The sequence below is a fragment of the Myxococcus sp. XM-1-1-1 genome (assembly GCF_020037095.1).
Lineage (GTDB): Bacteria > Myxococcota > Myxococcia > Myxococcales > Myxococcaceae > Myxococcus > Myxococcus fulvus.
This window is the reverse complement of the sequence record NZ_JAIQDH010000025.1, coordinates 1-23,514: the sequence shown is the minus strand read 5'-3', so window position 1 is coordinate 23,514 and position 23,514 is coordinate 1. Positions and strand designations below refer to the sequence as shown.

Below are 23,514 nucleotides of genomic sequence, written 5' to 3'. Positions count from 1 at the left end.
CGAGCGAAGTTCTCCAGTTTATCAGAAGAGCCTGACCCCCTGACAAACCAAGGAGTTAGAGCGGTTCGTGGCTGACTAGACATTCCAGATAAAACAAGGGATGAAGGCAGAGGGCATGCTTCACCTTCGACCTAATTTTCCTCACTCACGGCTCCGGACGACGGTGCCGTGCCGGCGTGCGGTAGCGGGCCACTCGCGGCAGAGCCAGGGGCGGATCGGGACAGCGTCCCCCCTGAGGCGCCGCGGCGTTTCGTGTCGTCGCTGTTAGACGCCAGACCCCCACCAGCCACCAGGACGTGAAGCGGTACCGGGACGGCCACGCCCGGGCCCGCGGTACCACCATCGCGAGTCGTCCGCCGGGGAGCACGCATGAAACAGCACCATGAGACGTCCGCGGGGGACTTCCACCACCTCGTGGACCTGCTGTGCCATCGGGCGGGCACCCAGGGCGACGCGCTGCTGTATCGCTTTCTCGAAACGGGAGACGTGGACGGCCCGGTGGAGGAGTGGAGCTACGCCCGGCTGGACGCGCGAGCGCGGGCGCTGGGCGCGCTGCTGCGGGCCTCGGGCTCACCGGGAGACCGTGCGCTCCTGCTGTATCCGCCGGGGATGGAGTTCGTGGCGGGCTTCATGGGCTGCCTGTACGCGGGCGTCGTCGCGGTGCCGTGCTATCCGCCGGACCCGACGCGGCTGGAGCGCACCCTGCCCCGCCTGCGGGCCATCGCGCAGGACTGTGGCGCGCGCTACGTGCTCACCACGAGCTTCATCCTGGAGATGTCGGAGCTGTTCAAGCCGCAGGCGCCGGAGCTCGCCGCGCTGCAGTGGCTGGCCAGCGACGCGGTGCCGGAGTCGATGGCGGCGGACTGGCGGCGGCCGGAGCTGACGGGCGGCACGACGGCGTTCCTCCAGTACACCTCCGGCTCGACGGGCAACCCCAAGGGGGTGATGGTCAGCCACGCCAACATCCTGCACAACGAGGCGCTCATCACCCGGGGCTTCGGGCTGGAGGCGTCGCGCTCGTCGGGGATGGGGTGGCTGCCCATGTTTCACGACATGGGGCTCATCGGGAAGGTGCTCCAGCCGCTGTACCTGGGCTTCCCGTGCACGCTGATGTCGCCCATCTCGTTCCTCCAGCGTCCGCTGCGCTGGCTGGAGGCCATCTCCCACTTCCAGGCGACGTGCAGCGGCGGGCCCAACTTCGCGTACGACCTGTGCGTCCGGAAGGCCACCGACGAGGACCGCGCGAAGCTGAAGCTGGGCAGCTGGGAGCTGGCGTTCAACGGCGCGGAGCCGGTGCGGCGAGAGACATTGGAGCGCTTCGCGGAAGCCTTCGCGCCTTGTGGTTTCAAGCGCACGGCATTCTACCCCTGTTACGGTCTGGCGGAGGCCACGCTCATCGTCACCGGCGGCACGCAGGGCGAGGCGTTCGTCCACGGCGACTTCTCCGCGGACGCGCTGGAGCAGGGTCGCGCGGCGGCGCCGGAGAGCGGAGACACGCGGGCGCGGACGCTGGTGGGCTCGGGCGTGAGCGCGGTGGACCAGGAGGTGCTCATCGTCCAGCCGGAGACGCGCGAGCGGCTCGGCGCGAACCAGGTGGGCGAGGTCTGGGTGCGCGGCCCCAGCGTGGCGACGGGCTACTGGGAGCGTCCCGAGGAGACCGCGCACGCGTTCGACGCGCGGCTCGCGTCGGGCGAGGGGCCGTTCCTGCGCACCGGTGACCTGGCCTTCCTGTCGGAGGCGGGGCAGCTGTTCGTCACCGGCCGGCTGAAGGACCTGCTCATCATCCGCGGCCGCAACCTGTATCCCCAGGACCTGGAGCTGGAGACCGAGCGCGCGCATCGCGCCATCCGCGCGGGCTGCTGCGCCGCCTTCAGCGTGGAGGTGGAGGGCGAGGAGCGGCTGGTGGTCGCGGCCGAGGTCGACGTGCGCGACGGCTTCGACGCGGGCGTCGTCGTGGCCGCCGTGCGCAAGGCGCTGGCGGAGCAGCATGCCGTCCACGCGCACGCCGTCGTCCTGCTCCAGGCGCGCAGCATCCCGAAGACGTCGAGCGGGAAGATTCAGCGCCGCGCCACGAAGGCGGCCTGGCTCGCAGGTGAGCTCGAAATCGTCGAGGCCTCGGTCGCCGCCGCGGAGCCCTCGCCGAGCGTCCCCGAGTCCGCCATCCCGCTCAAGGAGCAGCTGGCCACGGCGGAGGACGGCCAGCGGCTCGCGCTGGTGGAGGACTTCCTGCGCCGGGCCGTGGCGCGCGCGCTGCGGCTGGATGCCTCGACGCTCCCGGGCGACACGGAGCTCGCGGGCCTGGGGCTCGACTCGCTGATGGTGCTGGAGGTGCACGGCCAGCTGGAGTCGGAGCTGGGCGTGGCGCTGCCCGCTGCATTCCTCTGGGTGAGCCCCACGCTGGAGGCCGCGGCCCTGCGGCTCCTGGAGGCGTGGCGTGGCGTCCGGCCCGAGCACTCGCTGGTGGCGCCGCCGCTGAGCGCGGGACCTCGCGAGGGCGAGCATCCCCTCTCCTCCGGTCAGCTCCGCCTGTGGTTCCTGGACCGCCTGGTCCCCGACAGCGCGCTGTACAACCTCCACTTCCAGCTCCGGCTCACCGGTGCGCTGGACACCGGGGCCCTGGCGCGGAGCCTGGATGCGCTCGTCGAGCGTCACCCCGTGCTGGGCGCGGCGTTCCCGGAGGTCGACGGACAGCCCCGGCTGCTGGTGCGCGCCAGCGTGAAGCTGTCGTTCCCCGTCGTGGACCTGCGCTCCATCGCGTCCGAGGCGCGTGACGCGGAGCTGCGCCGTCTGTCGCTGGAGCAGGCGCGTGAGCCCTTCCGGCTGGCCGAGGGCCCCACGGTGCGCGCGTCCCTGGTGACGCTGGGCGAACACGAGCATGTGCTGCTGATGACGCAGCACCACATCGCCACCGACGGCTGGTCCATCGGCGTGCTCGCGCATGAGCTGGCGGCGCTGTACCGCGCGCAGGTGACGGGCGCGGCCACCGAGCTGCCCGCCGTGAAGCTCCAGTACACGGACTTCGCCCGGTGGCAGCAGGGCCTGGGGCCGCTGCTCGACGCGCAGCGCGCATACTGGGGCAAGCAGCTTGCGGGGCTGCCAAGGCTGGAGCTGCCCACCGACTTCCCGCGTCCGCGCGAGCCCGGGTTCCAGGGCGCGCTGCATCACCTCGCGCTGGAGCGCTCGCTCGTCGAATCCCTGCGCGCGCTGGGGCGTCGCGAGGGCTGCACGCTCTTCGTCACGCTGACGGCCGCGTGGACGGCGCTGCTGCACCGCTACAGCGGACAGGCCGACTTCGCCGTGGGCACCGTGGTGGCGAACCGCGAGCGTCCGGAGCTGCGCGGCGTGGTGGGCTTCTTCGCGCACACGCTGGTGCTGCGCGCGAACCTCTCCGGCACGCCGAGCTTCCGCGAGCTGCTCTCCCGCACGCGGCAGACGTTCCACGAGGCGCTGGCGCACGCGGACCTCCCCTTCGAGGAAGTCGTGGGCGCGGCCCGTGCGCCGAGGGGCGGCGCGGACAATCCGCTGTTCCAGACGGCCCTGCTGCTGGAGGCGCTGCCCCCGACGAACCTGTCGGTGCCCGGCATGCAGTGGCGTCCGGTGCTGCCGGTGCCGGATGGCGCGGTGGAGGGCACGTCGAAGTTCGACCTCCAGCTCTCGCTCGCGGAGGGCGCGGACGGCCTCACCGGCGCGCTCGAGTACCGCACCGACTTGTTCACCCCCGCCACCGTGGCGCGGCTGGCCCGACAGCTGGAGACGCTGCTGCGCGCGGTCGTCGACACCGTGGAGACGCGGGTGGACGACCTGCCGCTGCTCGGCGCGGACGAGTCGCGACAGCTGCTGGTGGACTGGAACGACCTCACGCCCGCGAGCACCGAGCACACCTCCATCCACGCGCAGTTCCGGGCGCAGGTGGCCAGGACTCCCGACGCGGTGGCGGTGGCAGGTGACGACGCGACGCTGACGTACGCGGAGCTGGACGCGCGCTCCAACGCGCTGGCGTGGCACCTGCGCGCCCAGGGCGTCGGCACCGAGACGCGCGTGGGGCTGTGCGTGGAGCGCTCGGCCGCCATGGTGGTGGCGATGCTGGGGGTGCTCAAGGCCGGCGGCGCATACGTGCCGTTGGACCCCGAGTATCCCCGCGAGCGACTGGCGTACATGCTGGAGGACTCGGGCGCGCCGGTGTTGCTCACGCAGACGCACCTGCGCGGCGCCATCCCCACGGGCAGCGCGCGCGTCGTCGCGTTGGAGGACCTGTCCCTGACGGAGGGCACGCAGCGGGACACGCCTCCGCCGTCGACCACGGGCGCGGGGCACCTGGCGTATGTCATCTACACGTCCGGCTCCACGGGCCGCCCCAAGGGCGTCATGGTGCCGCACGGAGGGGTGGCCAACTTCTTCTCGGCCATGGACACGCGCATCGGCCATCCGCCCTCGGGCACGTGGCTGGCCGTGACGAGCATCTCCTTCGACATCTCCGTGTTGGAGCTGCTGTGGACGCTCACGCGCGGCTTCAAGGTGGTGGTCCAGGGCGAGGGCGCGTCCATCAAGGCGCCGGCCCGGGCCTCGGCCGCGCGTGCCACGCCGATGCAGATGAGCCTCTTCTACTTCGCGGACGACGCGGAGGCCTCGGCCGGCGACCGTTACAAGCTGCTGCTGGAGGGCGCGAAGTTCGCGGACCGTCACGGCTTCGCGGCGGTGTGGACGCCGGAGCGTCACTTCCATGCCTTCGGTGGGCTGTATCCCAGCCCGTCCGTGGCGGGCGCGGCAATCGCCGCGGTGACGGAGCGCGTGGCCATCCGCGCGGGCAGCGTGGTGCTGCCGCTGCACCACCCGGTGCGCGTCGCGGAGGAGTGGGCGCTGGTGGACAACCTGTCGCGAGGCCGCGTGGGCATCTCCGTCGCCTCCGGCTGGCACGCGAACGACTTCGTCTTCGCGCCCGAGCGCTACGAGCAGCGCCGCGAGCTGATGCTGGAGGGGCTGGACACGGTGCGCCGCCTGTGGCGCGGCGACACGCTGCGCTTCCCGGGCGGCGCGGGTGCCCAGGTGGACGTCACCCTGCGGCCGCGGCCGGTGCAGCAGGAGCTGCCGGTGTGGCTCACGGCGGCGGGCAACCCCGACACGTTCGTCACCGCGGGGCGCCTGGGCTGCAACGTCCTCACCCACCTGCTGGGGCAGACGTGGGAGGACCTGGAGAAGAAGCTGGCCCTCTACCGTGAGGCCTGGCGCGCGGCGGGACACGCGGGCGACGGACACGTCACGTTGATGCTGCACACGTTCATCGGTGAGGACGCCGCGACGGTGCGCTCGGTGGTGGAGAAGCCCTTCCGGAACTACCTGCGCAGCTCCGCGGACCTGATGCGCGGACTCGGCCGCACGCTGGGCGTGGACCTGGACACCGCCACCGAGGCGGACCTGGACCGGCTGGCCGCGCAGGCCTTCGAGCGCTACTTCGAGACGAGCGGACTGTTCGGCACGCCGCGCTCCGTGCGCGAGCGGATGGAGCAGCTGCGCGCCCTGGGCGTGGACGAGGTGGGCTGCCTCATCGACTTCGGCATCCCCGCGGACACCGTGCTGGCCAGCCTGCCGCTGCTGCACGAGGTGAAGTGCCAGGCGGACCGTGACGGCGCGCGCCAGCGCACCGCGCGCTCCATCCCGCTCAACCTGCGTGAGCACGCCGTGACGCATCTGCAGTGCACGCCCTCGCTGGCGCGCGCCCTCCTCGCGGACTCCGAGTCCACCGAGGCCCTGCGTGGCCTGAAGCGGTGGATGGTGGGCGGCGAGGCCCTCCCCTCCTCCCTGGCGACGTCGCTGCGACAGGTGCTCCCCGAGGACGCGCGGCTGCTCAACATGTACGGCCCCACGGAGACGACCATCTGGTCCTCCACGCACGACGTGCGCGGCGAGTCGGGGCCGGTGGTGTCCATCGGCACGCCGTTCCTCCGGACCCGCTTCTATCTGCTCGACGCGCGGCTGCGGCCCGTGCCCGTGGGCGTGCCGGGCGAGCTCTACATCGGCGGCGCGGGCGTGGTGCGCGGCTACCTGTCGCGTCCGGAGCTGACGGCCGAGCGCTTCGTGCCGGACCTGTTCTCCTCCGAGCCGGGCGCCCGGCTGTACCGCACCGGAGACCGGGCCCGCTGGCGCGACGACGGCACGGTGGAGTTCCTGGGCCGCGTGGACCACCAGCTCAAGGTGCGCGGCTTCCGCATCGAGGCGGGTGAAATCGAGGCGGTGCTCAGCGCACGCCCCGAGGTGCGCGAGGCGGTCGTCGTGGCCCGCGAGGACTCACCGGGCGACGTGCGGCTGGTGGCCTACGTGGTGGCGCGCGACGGGCAGACGGTGGACGCGACGGCGCTGCGCGACGCGGTGGCGCAGAAGCTGCCCGAGCACATGGTGCCCTCCGTGGTGGTGGACCTGCCGGCGCTGCCGCTCACGCCCAACGGCAAGGTGGACCGCAAGGCCCTGCCCGCCCCCAGCGCGACGCGGAGCTCACGCGCGGCCTTCGTGGCGCCGCAGGGTCAGCTCGAGCAGCAGATCGCCGACATCTGGAAGCAGGTGCTCAAGGTCGAGCAGGTCGGCGTGAACGACAACTTCTTCGACCTGGGTGGGCACTCACTGCTCATGGTCCAGGTCCACGCGCGGCTCAGGGCGGTGCTCGGTGGGGAGCTGCCGCTGCTGAAGCTGCTGGAATACCCCACCGTCAGCGCGCTCGCGCGTCACCTGCGCCAGGGCGCCACCACGCCGCAGGCCAATCCGGTGGAGACGGCGCAGGACCGCGCGAAACGCCAGCTCGAGAGCCTGAAGCGACAGCAGCAACGGGCAAGGAAACAGGGATAGGTCCGTCATGGGTCGTCGTCACAAGGTGTACGAGGGTGACTCGGGGCTGGCGGTGGCCATCGTCGGCATGGCCGTGCGTGTGCCCGGCGCCGCGGACGTGGACGCGTTCTGGCGGATGCTGCGCGACGGAGTGGAGGGCATCACCCTCTTCTCCGACGACGCGCTGAAGTCCCTCGGGGTCGACCCGTCGTTCCTGGCCAACCCGAACTTCGTGCGCGCCGGGGCCGTGCTGGAGCGCCCGGGCCGCTTCGATGCGGGCCTCTTCGGCTACGCCCCTCGGGAAGCGGAGCTGCTGGACCCGCAGCACCGCGTCTTCCTCGAGTGCGTGTGGACGGCGATGGAGCACGCCGGCTACTCCACGGGACGGCTCCCGGGCACCTCCACGGGCGTCTTCGCGGGCTCGAGCCTCAGCAGCTACCTGCTCTTCAACCTGCTGTCGCGCGAGGAGTTCCAACGGGCCGAAGACACCTTCCCGGCCATGGTGGCCAACGACAAGGACTTCCTCGCCACGCGCGTCGCCTACCACCTGGACCTGCGCGGCCCGGCGCTGACGGTGCAGACGGGCTGCTCCACATCGCTGGTGGCCACGCACCTGGCCTGCCAGTCGCTGCTCGGCTACCAGTGCGACATGGCCGTGGCCGGCGGCGTCTCCGTGCACATGCCGCAGCGCACGGGCTACCACTATCAGGAAGGCGGCATCACCTCTCCGGACGGGCACTGCCGCGCGTTCGACGAGCGGGGCCAGGGCACCCTGTTCGGCAGCGGCGCGGGCGTGGTGGTCCTCAAGCGCCTGGCGGACGCGCTGGCGGACGGCGACACCATCCACGCCGTCATCCGTGGCTCGGCCATCAACAACGACGGAGCCCTCAAGGTCGGCTTCACCGCTCCGGGCTTGAGCGGACAGGCGGAGGTCATCGCCCGGGCGCAGAGCCTCGCGGAGACGCCGGCGGACTCCATCACCTACGTGGAGGCGCACGGCACGGCCACGCCGCTGGGCGACCCCATCGAGGTGCAGGCGCTCGACATGGTGTTCCGCCGGAGCACCGACAAGCGCGGCTTCTGCGGGCTCGGCTCGGTGAAGACGAACGTCGGACACCTGGACGCGGCGGCCGGCGTGACGGGCCTGGTGAAGACGGTGCTCGCGCTGGAGCACGCGGAGCTGCCCGCGAGCCTCCACTACGAGAAGCCCAATCCGCGCATCGACTTCGCGAACAGCCCCTTCTACGTCAACACGAAGCTCACGCCGTGGCCCGAGGGGCCGACGCCGCGCCGCGCCGGGGTGAGCTCGTTCGGCATCGGCGGCACCAACGCGCACCTCATCGTGGAGGAGCCGCCGTTCACCCAGCCGGGCGACGCTTCTCGCGCCTGGCAGTCGCTCGTGCTCTCCGCGCGGACGCAGACGGCGCTGGAGGCCCAGACCTCGGCGCTGCTCGCCCACCTGAAGGCGCATCCCGAGCAGCAGCTCGCGGACGTGGCGTGGACGCTGCAGACCGGCCGCAAGGCCCTGGAACTGCGCCGGGTCATCGTGTGCAAGGACCGGGAGGACGCGGTGCGGGTCCTGGAGACGCGGGATCCACAGCGGTTCTTCACGCACTCGCCCGGCACGACGTCGGTGTCGCTGGTCTTCATGTTCCCCGGGGGCGGCGCGCAGTACCCGGACATGGGCCGTGGCCTCTACGACGCCGAGCCCGCGTTCCGCGAGGCGGTGGACCACTGCTGCAAGCTCTTGCGGCCCAAGCTGGGCTTCGACCTGAAGCCCGTGATGTACCCGGACGCGGCCTCGGCGGAGAGCGCGGGCCAGCGCCTCAAGCGCACCTCCCTGGCGCTGCCGGCGCTGTTCACCATCGAGTACGCGACGGTGAAGCTGTGGGAGTCCTGGGGTGTGAAGCCGGAAGCGGTCATCGGCCACAGCCTGGGTGAGTACATGGCGGCGCACCTGGCGGGAATCTTCTCGCTCGAGGACGCGCTCGCGCTGGTCGTGATGCGCGGCAAGCTCTTCGAGGAGCTGCCCGGTGGCGGCATGCTCAGCGTGCCGCTGCCCGAGTCGGAGGTCCGTCCTCTGCTCGGGGAGACGCTGTCCCTGGCGGCGGTGAATGGCCCCGCGCAGTGCGTGGTCGCGGGCACGGTGGAGGCCGTGGAAGCCCTGGCCACGGAGCTGACCCGCCGCGAGGTGGAGTTCCGTCACATCCCCATCGACGTCGCCGCGCACTCGTACGTGGTGAACCCGATCCTCGACCGCTTCAGCGACTTCATCCGCACCATCAAGCTCAACCCGCCGACGAACGTGCTGTTCCTGTCGAACCTCACCGGCACGTGGATCGACCTGGATGACGCGCTGGACCCGTCGTACTGGGTGAAGCATCTGCGGCAGACGGTGCGCTTCGGCGACGGAATCCGCGAGCTGGCCAAGGACCCCGCGCGCGTCTACCTGGAGGTCGGTCCGGGCCGGACGCTCAGCACGCTCGCGCGGCTCCAGGTCAACGGCCCCTCCGCGCCGGCGGTGCTCTCGTCCCTGCGCCATCCGCAGGACCCGGTGGCGGACGAGGAGCACCTCACCGCGACGCTCGGGCGACTCTGGGCCGCGGGCGTCGAGGTGAACTGGTCGGCCGTGCGCGGCAAGGCGCGGCGGCTGCGCGTCCCGCTGCCGACGTACCCCTTCGAGGGACAGGACTACTGGCTCGCGCCCCAGGCCCCTTCCGCGCGTCGGCGGTCCGCGGCGAACAAGAGCGCGGATGTCTCCAACTGGTTCTATCTGCCGTCCTGGAAGCGCGCCCCGCTGGCGCCGCCGCGCGCCGGGGCCGTCACGCCGAAGGACTGGGTCGTGTTCCTGGACTCCACCGGCGTGGGCTCGGCCCTGGCGATGGCGATGGAGGAGCAGGGACATCGCGTCGCGCGGGTGACTCCGGGCGCGAGGCTCGAGGAGCTGGGCGAGAACCACTTCAGCCTGGACCCGGCGGATGCCGACGAGCCGGGCTTCCTGCTGCTCGCGCTGAAGTCGAAGGACTTCAAGGTGGAGAACATCGTCCACCTGTGGAGCCTGGATTCTCGCGAGGGCGAGCAGGACGCCTTCGGCAACGAGCGCTTCGAGCAGGCCCAGGCGCGAGGGTTCCATCCGCTCCTCCGCCTGACGCGGGCGCTCACGGAGGCGGAGCTCCCCGGCCCCGTGGAGCTGACGGTCGTCGGTCGTCAGGCGCTCGACGTGGAGAGCTCGGATGAAGTCGCCCCCGAGCGCGCCACGCTTCCGGCCCTGTGCAAGGTCATCCCGCAGGAGCACGACTTCCTCTCCTGCCGCTACGTGGACCTGGGCCGTGGCCCGGTGGCGCTCGACACACGGGCGCTGCTGCAGGAGGTGACGAGCACGGCCACGGAGGCTCGCGAGCCCGTCGTCGCCTGGCGCGGGACGACTCGGCTGGTGCAGACGCATGAGCCGGTGCGGCTGGAGGCGGACACCCAGCCCGCGCGGCCCTTCCGTCACCGGGGCGTCTACGTCATCACCGGCGGCCTGGGCGGCGTTGGCCTGATGATCGCCCGCTACCTGGCGCGCCAGCATCAGGCGCGGCTCGTGCTCGTGAGCCGGTGGGGTCTGGAGATGGACCGCGGCGGCCACAAGCGCCACGCGGTGAGGGAGCTGGAGGCGGCGGGCGCCGAGGTGCTGCTGGCTCGCGCGGACGTGGCGGATGACATGCTGCTCAGCGTCGCCATCACCCAGGGGGCGATGCAGTTCGGCGAGGTGCACGGCGTCATCCACGCCGCGGGCCTCGCGGGCGAAGGCGCCGTGGCGCTGCTCTCCGGATTGGATGCCGCCGCGTGCGAGCCCCACTTCCGCGCGAAGGTGCAGGGCACGTACGCGCTGGAGCTGGCGCTGGCGGGCCGTGAGCTCGACTTCGTGATGCTGGTGTCGTCCAACGCCTCGGTGCTCGGGGGCCTGGGGCTCGCGGCGTACGGCGCGGCGAATGCCTTTCTCGACGCGTTCGCGACCTCGCGCTCGAAGCAGGGGCTGACGCGCTGGGTGAGCACGAACTGGGATGGGTGGCCCTCGGTGGACGAGGAGTCCCGTGAGACGAAGACGAGCCTGGACGCATTCGCCATGACGGAGGACGAGGCCGTGGAGGCCTTCCGCCGCGTCGCGGAGTCCTCTCTGGGCGGGCAGGTGGTGGTCTCCACCGGAGACCTGGAGGCGCGCGTGGCGCGCTGGTTGAAGCGTGAGGGTGGGCAGAAGAACCAGGACACCTCGGGCGGCGCGACGCACGAGCGGCCGCAGCTGGGCACCGAGTACGTGGCGCCCACCGGCGACCTGGAGCTGGCCCTGACGAAGGTGTGGCAGGAGCAGCTCGGGCTGTCGCGGCTGGGCATCCATGACAACTTCTTCGACCTGGGCGGCAACTCGCTCCTGTGGCTCAAGATCGTCGGACGGCTGAAGCGGGAGCTGGGGCGCGAGGTTCCCCTCACCTCCGTCTTCGAGGCGCCCACGGTGGCCGCGCTGGCGAAGAAGCTGGGAGCGCTCGGCGCCCCTTCGGACCCGCCCGGGTTCGAGTCGAGTCAGAACCGTGGAGCCGCGCGACGCGAGCGGCGCAGCCGCCGTGAGTGAAGGAGCGGACGCCGTGGACGTGAAGCAGCCGTCAGACATCGACGACGCGGACCTCGCCATCATCGGCATGTCCGGGCGCTTCCCTGGCGCGCGGAGCACGGCCGAGCTGTGGGCGAACCTGCGCGGCGGCGTGGAGTCCATCCGCTTCTTCACGCCCGAGGAGAGCCTCGCCGCGGGCGTCGCTCCGGAGCAGGTGGAGGACCCGGACTTCGTGCGCGCCGCCGCGGTGATGCCCGAGCCCGAGTCCTTCGACGCCGCGTTCTTCGACATGCCGCCCCGTGAGGCGGAGCTGACGGACCCCCAGCACCGCGTCTTCCTGGAGGTCTGCTGGGAGGCGCTGGAGCACGCGGGCTACTCGCCGCGCGACTTCCCGGGCGCCATCTCCGTGTACGGCGGCGCCACGCTCAACACGTACCTGCTGATGAACCTGGCGCGCAACCCGCGCGTGCTGGAGTCGGTGGAGCCGGTGCAGGTGAACATCGGCAACGGCACGGACTTCCTGGCCACCCGCGTCTCGTACAAGCTGAACCTCCGGGGCGCGAGCCACGCGGTGCAGAGCGCGTGCTCGACGTCGCTGGTGGCGGTGCACCTGGCCTGCCAGAGCCTGCTCAACGGCGAGTGCGACATGGCGCTCGCGGGCGGCGCCTCCGTCAACGTGAGCTTCCTCCATGGCTATCGGCACGTGGAGGGCGGCATGGCGTCTCCGGATGGACGCTGCCGGCCCTTCGACGCGAAGGCGCGAGGCACGCTGTTCGGCAGCGGCGCGGGCGTGGTGGTGCTCAAGAAGCTGAAGGCCGCGGTGCGCGATGGCGACACCGTGCACGCGGTCATCAAGGGCTCGGCCATCAACAACGACGGCTCGCTCAAAGCGGGCTACACCGCGCCGGGTGTCGAGGGGCAGGCACAGGTGGTGGCCGAGGCGCTGGCGGCCTCGGGGCTGGAGGCCGACGACATCGGCTACGTGGAGGCGCACGGCACCGCGACGCCGCTGGGTGACCCCATCGAGGTGGAGGCGCTCACCCGAGCCTTCCGCGCGTCCACGCAGCGACGGCGCTACTGCGCGCTCGGCTCGGTGAAGGGCAACCTGGGCCACCTGGACGCCGCGGCCGGCGTCACCGGCCTCATCAAGGCGGCGATGGCCGTGAAGCACGGCGAGCTGCCGCCCAGCCTCCACTATGAGCGGCCCAACCCGGCCATCGACTTCGACAACAGCCCCTTCTACGTCAACGCGACGCTCAAGCCGTGGCCCGCCACCGCCATGCCTCGCCGCGCCGGGGTGAGCTCGTTCGGCGTGGGCGGCACCAACGCGCACGTCGTCCTGGAACAGCCGCCGCGTCCGCTCGACAGCGCGACTCCGCGCCGCGCGTGGCAGTTGCTCCCGGTGTCGGCCCGCACGCCCTCCGCGCTGGAGGCGAGCACGCAGCGGTTGGCGGAGGCGCTGAAGAGTCTCCCCGACGCGAAGCTCGCGGACGTGGCGTGGACGCTCCAGGCGGGTCGTCAGCGCTTCTCGCACCGCCGCTTCATCCTCGCGCGCGACGTAGGCGACGCGGTGGAGGCGTTGACCCGGACTCCCGCCGAGCAGTCAGCCCCCGAGTCCCTGGACAGCGTGGACCGGCCGGTGGCGTTCCTGTTCCCCGGCCAGGGCTCGCAGCACGTGGGCATGGGCCGCGCGCTGTACGACGCGGAGCCCGTGTTCCGGGCAGAGGTGGACCGGTGCGCGGCGCTGCTGGTTCCGCACCTGGGCGGCAAGGACCTGCGCGACGTGCTGTATCCGAAGTCCGGCACGCCGGAGGAGAACGAGCGCACGCTGGCGAGGACGGAGCTCACCCAGCCCGCGCTCTTCGTCCTCGAGTACGCCACCGCGCGCTTGTGGATGTCCTGGGGCGTGAAGCCCGCGGCGATGCTCGGCCACAGCATTGGTGAGTACGTGGCCGCGTGCCTCGCGGGTGTCTTCTCGTTGGAGCACGCGCTCCAGCTGGTGGCGGCGCGTGGACGGCTGATGCAGTCGCTCCCGTCCGGGGCGATGCTTGCCGTGCCGCTGAGCGAGGACGAGGTGCGCCCCTACCTGGGCACCGAGCTGAGCCTTGCCGCGGTGAACTCGCCCATGCAGTGCGTCGTCTCCGGGCCGCATGAGGCGGTGGAGCGCGTGCGCCGCCTGCTCGAGGAGGCCGGCGTGCGCAGCCACGTGCTCGCCACGTCGCATGCGTTCCACTCGTCGATGATGGACCCCATCCTCGACGCCTTCACCGCTCGCGCGGCGGCCATGCCGCTGCGGCCGCCCACCCTGCCCTTCGTCTCCAACGTCACCGGGACGTGGATCACCACCGAGCAGGCGACGAGCCCGCGTTACTGGGCACAGCACCTGCGCGGCGCGGTGCGCTTCGCCGATGGGCTCCACGCCCTGCTGTCGGACCCGAAGCGCGTGTTGCTCGAATGCGGCCCGGGACAGGTGCTCAGCAGGCTCGCGCGGAGACATCCGGACACCGTCGCGTCGCGCCCGGTGCTCGCGTCCATGCCGACGTCGCAGGACACCGTCGCGCCGGGCGCACCACCGATCGCGTATTCGACGCTGGGCGGCCTCTGGCTCGCGGGCGTCACCATCGACTGGAAGGGCTTCCACGGCGAGGAGCGACGCCAGCGGCTCCCCCTCCCCACCTACCCGTTCGAGCGTCAGCGCTTCTGGGTGGAGCCGGAGACGCGGAGCACGCCGTCCTCCGAAGCGAAGCGCACGCCCGTCGCCACGGAGGCCGCCCTCGTCCAGGAGCCGATGGAGCGCTGGTTTCATGTGCCGTCCTGGAAGCGCGCCCCGCTGTCGTCCTCGCTCGTCGCGCGAGAGGCCACGCCTCGCGTCTGGCTGGTGTTCGAGGACGAGGCCTCTCCCACCGACGCGCTCCTGGCTGCCGCCCCTGGTGAGGAGCGGCGAGTCCTCCGCGTGCGCCCGGGTACGGCCTTCAGTCGCACGGGGGACTCCGAGTTCACCATCGCGCCCGGCTCGCTGTCGGACTTCCGCGCGCTGCTCGGCGCGCTGCGTGACGCGGGCCTGCTGCCCGACGCCGTGCTGCACCTGTGGAGCCTCACGCCCGGGCTGCCCACGTCCTTCGCGCAGGCGCAGGCGAGCGGGTACCACTCGCTCGTCGCCCTCGCGCGTGCCCTCGTCGAGCACGCCCCCGAGAAGCCCTGCTCCATCTGGGTGGTGACCAATCACGTCCACGAGGTGACGGGCGACGAAGCCCTCTCGCCGGACAAGGCCACGGTGCTGGGCCCCTGCCAGGTCGTCTCGCAGGAGCAGCCGTTCCTGCGCTTGCGCCACATCGACGTGGTGACGGACGCGGACTTCAAGCTGCCCCCCGCGAGCCTCCAGTCCCTGCGCGCGGAGCTGCGCTCGACGGCTCTGGACACGGTGGTCGCGTTGCGAGGTCCGCACCGCTGGGTCCGCACGCTGGAGCCGCTGCCGCTGCCCGACGCGACGGGCGCGAAGGTCCTCTCGCGCCCGGGTGGCGTGTACCTGCTGGTGCATGGCCTCAGCGGCGTGGGCGCGATGAACGCCCGCGCCCTCGCGGGCATCTCGCCCGGCGCGAAGCTGGTCTGCCTGGAGCCCGCGGACCTGCCGTCACGCGAGCACTGGGACACGCACCTGTCCCAGCACGGCGAGGCGCATCCCTCGTCGCAGCGCATCCGTCGGGCTCGTCAGCTGGAGAGCCTGGGCGCCGAGGTCACCGTCATCTCCGGCGACGTGACGAGGCAGGAGTCCCTGCGCGAAGCGGTGGAGACCGTGCTGGCGCGCTTCGGTACCGTGCACGGCGTGGTGTACGGGGCCTGGCTGCCGCGCGAGCTGGTGGCGCGGCTCGTCTCCGAGACGGGGCCCGAGGAGAGCGCGTGGCACTTCGATGCGCGCGTGCGGGGACTGGCGCTGCTCGACCAGGTGCTCGGCGAGCGTCCCCTGGACTTCCGCGTGGTGGCGTCCTCCATCTCCTCCGTGCTGGGCGGCATGGCCACCGTCGCGCACACCGCGGCGAGCGCGTGGCAGGACACGTTCGCCCAGGCGACGACTCGCGCGGGGCGGCGCTGGGTGAGCCTGGATTGGGACGTGGTGCGCGTGGAGGACTACGGCGCGCATCCGGGTGCACGCGGAGAGGCCCTGGACCGGCTGGCCATCGCCCCCGAGCAGGGCGCCGAGGCCCTCGCGCGCGTGCTCTCGCAGTCCGAGGGCAGCTGGTGGGTGGTGTCCACGCACGACCCGGTGGCGCGACAGGCCCGCCCCCGCGCCGTCGAGGCGGTGGACTCCGCCACCCCGGCCGCGCGGCCTCAGCATCCCCGGCCATCGAACCTGCGCAGCGCCTATGTCGCGCCCACGACGGAGATGGAGCGCACGCTCACGGAGCTCTGGCAGCAGACGCTCGGTGTCGCGCCCATCGGCATCCAGGACAACTTCTTCGAGCTGGGCGGTGACTCCCTCATCGCCGTGCAGCTCAGTGATCGGCTCAAGCGGCGCCTGGACATCAGCGTGCCCGCCTCCAGCCTCTACGAAGGCGTCACGGTGAAGGCCCTGGCCGCCCTGCTCCAGCCTCCCGAGGCGGGCACGGTGCAGGCGGAGACGGACGAGCGCGAGTCCACGGTGCAGCGCCGCAAGCAGAACCTCCAGCGGCAGCGCTCCCGGCGGCGCTCCGACGACGAGGAAGTGGAGGACGAGGGCTGAGTCGGCCCGCAGTCGACCCTGCCCGCGCACCATGCGAGTCATCCTCACCAACTTCGGGTCTCTCGGTGACGTCCAGCCCTTCGTGGCCCTGGCCGTCGAGCTCAAGCGCCACGGCCATCAGCCGGTGCTCGCCGCAGCGCCCTCGTACGAGGCGCTGGCGCGGCACCACGGCCTGGAGTTCGCCCCGGTGGGTCCCGACCTGAGGGACGCACAGAGCGGCATCACCCAGGCGATGATGGGCAACCCCGCGGTCGCCCACTCCGCCGGAGGCATGCTCCAGCTCTTCCAGCCGCTCGCCGAGGCCGTGCCCCTCATGCTGGAGGACCTGCGCGCGGCATGCCGCAACGCGGATGTCCTCGTCAGCGGACGCGTGCAGCCCGCCGCCCGCATGGTGCACGACCTCACGCACCTGCCCTTCGTGACGGTGCTCGTGGAGCACAGCGGCAGCGGCGGCGGGAGCCCGGCGTTCCAGGCCGCGGTGCGCGGACTGGTGAACCCGCTGCGCGAGTCCTTGCGACTGCCTCCGCTCGACAATCCGCTGGTGGATGGACTGTCACCGCAGCTGGTCCTCACCGCGCTGAGCCGGCACGTGCGTCCGCCCGCCTCGGACGCGCCGGCGCACCACCACACCGTCGGCTACTGCCTGCTCGACGAGCCGGACTTCACGCCGGACCCGAAGCTGGCCGCGTTCCTGGCGGAAGGCGAGCCGCCGGTGTGCATCACCTTCGGCAGCATGACGCACGCGGACCCGGCGGCGCTGACGGACACGCTGGTGGCCGCCGCCGAGCGCGCGGGACGACGGGCCCTCATCCAGCAGGGCTGGAGCGGCCTGGGCCAGCGCGCCCTACCTCCGACGGCGCACGCGCTGGGACAGGTGCCGCACTCGTGGCTGTTCTCGCGGGTGTCGTGCGTGGTGCACCACGGCGGCGCGGGGACCACGGGCGCGGCGTTCCGAGCGGGCATCTCCCAGGTCGTCGTGCCGCACACGTATGACCAGTTCACCTGGGGCGAGGTCGTCCAGGAGCGCGGCTGCGGTGGACCGGCGATTCCCATCGGCGAGCTGAGCGTGGAGCGGCTCGCGACGGCGCTGCGCGCGGCGCACGAGGACACTGGCCTGCGCGCCACGGCGGCGCGGCTGGGCGAGCAGCTCCGCGAAGAACATGGAACGACGAAGGCGCGTCACCACATCGAGGACCTGGTCCGTCGGGTGGGGCTCGCCTCGGACCCGGTGAGCGGGGACGAGGGCGATGAGGACGCGGAAGACGAGGGGCGGCGTCAGCGGCGCAGGAGCGCGCTGAAGCAGCAGCGGGCGAGGAAGGTCGACACTTGAGCGGGACTCGGGAGAGAGACATGGCCACGGATTCGTCCAACGCGGACACCACCGGACTGGAGATCGCCGTCATCGGCATGGCGGGGCGGTTCCCGGGGGCGCGCGACCTGGAGGCCTTCTGGAAGAACCTGCGCGACGGCGTGGAGTCCATCCGGTTCCTGGAGGACGCGGACCTGGAGCCCAGCGCGCTCGACACCGCCGCCGTGCGCTCGGACCCGAACTACGTGAAGGCCGCGGCCGTCCTCGAGGACGCGGACCTGTTCGACGCGGGCTACTTCGGCGTCACCCCCAAGGAAGCGGAGGTGATGGACCCGCAGCAGCGCGTGTTCCTGGAGTGCGCCGTGGAGGCCCTGGAGCACGCGGGCTACGACACCGAGCGCTTCAAGGGCCGCATCGGCGTGTACGCCGGCGCGCGCACGGACACGTACGTCTTCAACCTCTTCTCGAACCCCGCCGCGCTGGGCGGGTTGGACCCGTTCGAGATCGGCCTGGGCAACGACCTGGCCTTCCTCACCACGCGCGTGGCGCACCGGCTCAACCTGCGCGGCCCCGCGTACTCGGTGCACACCGCGTGCTCCACCGCGCTCGTCGCCCTGCACCTGGCCGGACAGGCGCTGCTCGCCGACGAGTGCCGGATGGCCGTCGCGGGCGGCGTGGCCATCAACGTCCCGCAGAACGTGGGCTACCTGTACCAGTACGGCGGCATCGTCTCGCCGGACGGCCACTGCCGCGCGTTCGACGCGAAGGCGGCGGGCACCATCTTCGGCAGCGGCATCGGCCTCGTCGTCCTCAAGCGGCTGGAGGACGCGCTCGCCGACGGTGACACCATCCACGCCGTCATCAAGGGCTCCGCCATCAACAACGACGGCGCCGTGAAGGCCAGCTTCACCGCGCCCAGCGTGCAGGGCCAGGCCACCGTCATCAAGGACGCGCTCGCCGCAGCCGAGGTGTCCGCCGACAGCATCCACTACGTGGAGGCGCACGGCACCGGCACCGCGCTGGGCGACCCCATCGAGCTCCGCGCGCTGACGAAGGCCTTCGGCAACAAGACGAAGGGGCGCCGCACCATCCCCATCGGCTCGGTGAAGACGAACGTGGGACACCTGGACGCGGCGGCCGGCAGCGCGAGCCTGCTCAAGGCCATCCTGGCGATGAAGCACCAGCAGCTCCCGCCCAGCCTCCACTTCGAGTCACCCAACCCGCAGATCGACTTCGACAGCGGCCCCTTCTACGTGAACACCACGCTCCAGCCGTGGCCCCGTGGGCGCACGCCCCGGCGCGCGGGCGTGAGCTCGTTCGGCATCGGCGGCACCAACGCACACGTCATCCTCGAGGAGGCACCCGCCACGCCCGCGTCGTCCGTGAGCCGGCCCTGGGAGCTGCTCGTGCTGTCGGCGCGCAGTCACACGGCGCTCGATACGGCGACGGCGCGGCTCGCGCAGCACCTGGAGTCGCAGCCCGGGTTGTCGCTGGCGGACGTGGCCCACACGCTCCAGGTGGGTCGCAAGGCGCACTCGCATCGCCGGGTCCTCGTCGCCCGTGACGTCCAGGACGCCGTGCGTGTGCTGCGCATGGCCGAGCCCCAGCGCGTCCTCACGGCGACGCACGAGACGAGCCAGCGGCCCGTGTCGTTCCTCTTCTCCGATGCCGGCGCGGGCACGCCGCTGGAGTCGCTCTACCGCTCGGAGCCGGTGTTCCGCGCGGAGGTGGACGCGTGCGCGAAGCTGCTGCGCTCGCCGTTGGACCTGGACCTGAGCGCCGCGATGTATCCCGAGGACGGCAGCCGTCCCTCGCTCCCCGCCCCGCTGGGCACGATGGCGCGCTTCGTCGAGCAGTACGCGCTGGCGCGGCTGTGGATGGCCTGGGGCCTGGTGCCCGAGTCCGTGCTCGGAGAGGGCACCGGCGCGTGGGTCGCGGCGGCGCTCTCGGGAGCACTCCCGCTGGAGAAGGCCCTGACGATGGCGCTGCTCGGGGACCCGAGCAGTCAGCGTGCGGGCCTGACGGGCTCGGGGCTGAAGGCTCCCGAGACGCCGCTGCTCTCCTCCGCGACAGGCGCCTTCGTCACGGACGCCGAGGCCGTGCGCCCGGAGACCTGGCTGGACGCGGCGAGCAACACGTCCCGCCTGGACGATGCGCTGCGCGAGCTGGTGAAGGAGCCCACCCGCGTCGTCCTCACGATGGGGACCCCGGGGGCGCTGGTCGAGCGCGCCCGTGCGTTGGCCGGCACCACGGGCACGCGCGCGATCAGGACCAGCCTCGCGGACTCGCTGCCCGCGCTGGCCTCAGTGCTGAACACCCTGGGCCAGCTCTGGTTGGACGGCGTGGAGGTGGACTGGGACGACGTGAACGAGGACCGTGGCCTTCGCCGCGTGCCGCTGCCCACCTACCCCTTCGAGCGACAGCGCTACTGGGTGGCCCCCGCCGCGCGCGCCGAGTCCACGCAGGCCGTGTCGTCCCAGACGCCGCAAGGAAAGCTCGCGGACGTCGCGGACTGGTTCCATGTCCCCGCGTGGCACCGCACGGCGCCCATCGCCCTGGACCGCAAGGCGCTGCAGGAGCGCCGGTGCTGGGTGCTCTTCGTGGACGGCCTGGGCGTCGGCGAGGCGCTGGCCCGTCGACTGGAGGAGGCCGGGCAGGACGTGGTGCGCGTGCGCCAGGGCGGCGCCTTCATGCGCGACGCGGCGAAGCGCTACGCGCTGGATGCCCGGCTGCGCGGTGACTACGCGACGCTGTGGAAGGACCTGGCCGACCAGGACCTGAGCCCCTCGGTGGTGGTGCACCTGTGGAGCCTGGGCTCCTCGGGCGACGAGCCGTCCAGCCCCGAGCTGTTCCGCAAGGTCCAGGACACGGGCTACTACAGCCTGTTGCACCTGGGGCAGGCGCTCGCGAAGGGCGACACGTCGCGCCCGGTGCGCGTTGAAGTCGTGACGGACCGCGTGCAGGACGTCGCGGGCGAGGGCACGGCGCTCCCCGAGAAGGCCACGCTGCTGGGGCCCTGCAAGGTGATTCCGCAGGAGCAGGAGCACGTCTCCACACGCTGCCTCGACGTCGTCGCCCCCGCGCCCGGAAGCCCGGCGGTGGAGAAGCTCGCGGAGCGACTGCTCGCCGAGCTGAGCCAGCGCTCGCGTGACGCCGTGGTCGCATGGCGCGGCAGCCTCCGCTACGCGCAGACGCACTCGCCGCTGCGCCTGGAGCCCGCCGGCGAGGCTCCCACGCCGCTGCGTGAGCAGGGCGTGTACCTCATCACGGGCGGCCTCGGCGGGGTCGGCCTGATGCTGGCCGAGCACCTGGCGCGCACGCTCCACGCGCGCATCGCGCTCTTGGGTCGCACGGCGCTGCCCGCGCCCTCCGAGTGGGATTCCTACCTGGCCACGCATCCCGAGGACGATGCCGTGGCGCGCCGCATCCTCCGCGTGCGGGAGCTGGAGCAGGCGGGCGCCCAGGTGATGGTGGTGCAGGCGGACGTCGCGGACGCGGCGCGGTTGGAGGCGGCCGTCGCCAAGGTGGAGGCCCGCTTCGGCGCGTTGAACGGCGTGCTCCACTGCGCGGGCGTCACGCAGGGCCCGTCGCTCTACAACCCGCTGACGGACATCGGCCGGAGCGAGTCCGAGACGCAGTTCGGTCCCAAGGTCCACGGCACCTATGCCCTGGAGCAGGTGCTGAGCCGGCGCTCGGCGGACTTCGTGCTGCTCTTCTCGTCCAACGCCGCGGTGCTCGGCGGCCTGGGCTACCTGACGTACGCGTCCTCGAACCTGTTCATGGATGCCTTCGCGCAGGCGCGCGCGGGCCGCACGGGGACGCGCTGGGTGAGCGCGTCGTGGGACCCGTGGCCCGAGGAGACGAAGCACACGAACGTGCGCACCAGCATGGACCAGTACGCCATGACGCCCGCGGAGGGCGCGGAGGCCGTGCGCCGGCTGGTGACGCTCGGCGTGGATGGTCAGGTGGTGGTCGCCACCGGTGACCTGGCGCAGCGCTGGCGGCTGTGGATTCAGCGGGAGACGTCGCAGCCCACCGCGGGAGCCCGCGCGGCCGGCAAGCCGCGTCGCTCGAAGACGCCCTTCGTCGCGCCCGGCTCCGAGCTGGAGAAGCAGCTCGCGGCGCTCTGGCAGGAGGTCCTCGGCGTCGACTCCGTGGGCCTCAACGACAACTTCTTCGACCTGGGTGGCCACTCGCTCCTGGCCACGCGCGTGGCGGGACGGCTGCGCACCCAGTTCGACCTGGACATTCCCCTGGCGAAGCTCTTCGAGGCCGCCACGGTGGCCTCGCTGGCGAAGCTGGTGGCGGACCATCAGGCGGCGCTGGAAGAGGCCGCCAGTCAGGCCGCGCTCGATGAGCTGGCCAACCTCAGTGACGAAGAAATCGAAGCCGAGCTCGCGCGTCGCTCGCGATAGCCGGCCCTGAACCTTTCCTGGACCGGAGAGCCCTGCTCGTCCGGTCCCCTCGAACTTCCCTCCGCCCTGGGCCATCCCCAGCCACCGGAGGACCCGGAGTCCAGCAATGAGCGGTAGTTCCAAGAACCTCGACAAGCTCACTCCCAAGCAGCGCGCGCTGTACGAGTTGCTCCTCAAGGAGAAGAAGGGCCAGCTGCAGGCCTCGTCGGCCCAGGCACTCGAGCGGACCATTCCGCGTCGCGCCAGCACCGAGCCGGCGCCCGCGTCCTTCCCGCAGCAGCGGCTGTGGGTGGTGGACCAGCTCGAGGGCGGCCAGGCGTTCGCCTACAACGTCCACATCACCGTGCAGTTCACCGGCACACTGGACATCCCGCTGCTGGAGCGGTGCGTGAACCAGGTGGTGCGCCGGCACGAGTCGCTGCGCACGGTGTTCGCCGCGCGCGACGACGGTCTCCCCGTGCAGGTCGTCCTGCCGGAGCTGACGCTGAGCATCCCCGTGGAGGACATCTCCGCGCTGGCCAAGGAGGAGCAGGACGCGGAGGTGGAGCGCCGTACCAGCGAGGAGTCCCAGCGCCTGTTCGACCTGGCGAAGGGTCCGCTGCTGCGAGGCAAGGTGCTGCGCCTGGGGCCCGACAACCACGTGGCGCTCGTCACCATGCACCACCTGGTGACGGACCGCTGGTCGCTGGGCGTCTTCGTGCGCGAGCTGATGGCGTTCTACGCCGCGGAGGTCACGGGACAATCGCCCGCGATTCCGGAGCTCGCCATCCAGTACTCGGACTTCGCGGAGTGGCAGCGCGAGCGGATGCAGGGCGAGCGGCTGCGCGTCGAGCTCGACTTCTGGAAGCAGCACCTGAAGACGCTGCCCGCGCCGCTGGAGCTGCCCACCGACAGGCCGCGTCCCGTGCGCCAGACGTACCGGGGCTCGCGTCAGTTCGTCACGCTCCCGGTGGCGCTCACGCGCGCGCTCAAGGAAGTGAGCCAGCAGGAGGGCGCCACCCTCTTCATGACGTTGCTGGCGACGTTCCAGACGCTGATGCACCGTCACTCGCGGCAGACGGACATCACCGTCGGCTCTCCCATCGCCGGCCGCAACGTGCCGGAGTTGGAGTCGTTGATCGGCTTCTTCGTCAACACGCTGGTGCTGCGCAACGACCTGGGCGGCAACCCCACCTTCCGCGAGCTGCTGCGCCGCGCGAAGGACGTGTGCATGGCGGCGTACGCGCACCAGGAGCTGCCGTTCGAGAAGCTCGTCGAGGAGCTGCAGCCTCCGCGCGACCTGAGCCGTCACCCGCTGTTCCAGGTGATGTTCAGCTTCCAGAACACCCCGCGCCAGGACCTGTCCATGCCGGGGCTCCAGTCCACGTATCTGCTCGTGGACCCGGGCTCGGCCAAGTTCGACCTGCTGCTGGAGCTGCGCGAGGACCGGCCGGACGAGATCTTCGGTTGGCTCGAGTACAACACCGACCTCTTCGACGTGACGACGGTCCAGCGGCTGCGTGGGCACTTCTACACGCTGCTCGGCGCGGTGGCCGCCAACCCGGACACCCGTCTGTCCGAGCTGCCGTTGCTCACCCAGGATGAGCACGTCCAGTTGCTCTCCGACTTCCAGGGCGAGCACGTCCGCTACCCCGAGGACGCCACCCTCCACTCCCTCTTCGAGGCCCAGGCC

6 protein-coding genes are annotated in these 23,514 nt (G+C 71.9%); all 6 read left to right on the top strand.

What is annotated here, in order from left to right; all coding sequences use genetic code 11:
- The first annotated feature begins 369 nt into the window (after positions 1-369).
- Complete coding sequence (locus tag K8640_RS34920) at positions 370-6,834, top strand: MupA/Atu3671 family FMN-dependent luciferase-like monooxygenase (protein WP_223751032.1); 6,465 nt, start codon at positions 370-372, stop codon at positions 6,832-6,834.
- A 7-nt stretch (positions 6,835-6,841) separates the two neighbouring features.
- Positions 6,842-11,422, top strand: a complete 4,581-nt coding sequence (locus K8640_RS34915; RefSeq protein ID WP_223751031.1) for a type I polyketide synthase — start codon at positions 6,842-6,844, stop codon at positions 11,420-11,422.
- A 19-nt stretch (positions 11,423-11,441) separates the two neighbouring features.
- Entirely contained in the window at positions 11,442-16,118 is a 4,677-nt protein-coding gene (locus K8640_RS34910) for a type I polyketide synthase (protein WP_223751030.1), read from the top strand.
- A 31-nt stretch (positions 16,119-16,149) separates the two neighbouring features.
- Entirely contained in the window at positions 16,150-17,448 is a 1,299-nt protein-coding gene (locus K8640_RS34905) for a glycosyltransferase (RefSeq protein ID WP_223751029.1), read from the top strand.
- 20 nt (positions 17,449-17,468) lie between these two features.
- The gene (locus K8640_RS34900; protein WP_223751028.1) at positions 17,469-21,842 is read left to right on the top strand and encodes a type I polyketide synthase; all 4,374 of its coding nucleotides are present in this window, start codon (positions 17,469-17,471) and stop codon (positions 21,840-21,842) included.
- 106 nt (positions 21,843-21,948) lie between these two features.
- Positions 21,949-23,514, top strand: a 1,566-nt coding sequence (locus tag K8640_RS34895) for a condensation domain-containing protein (RefSeq protein ID WP_223751027.1), incomplete at its 3' end; no start/stop codon positions are given.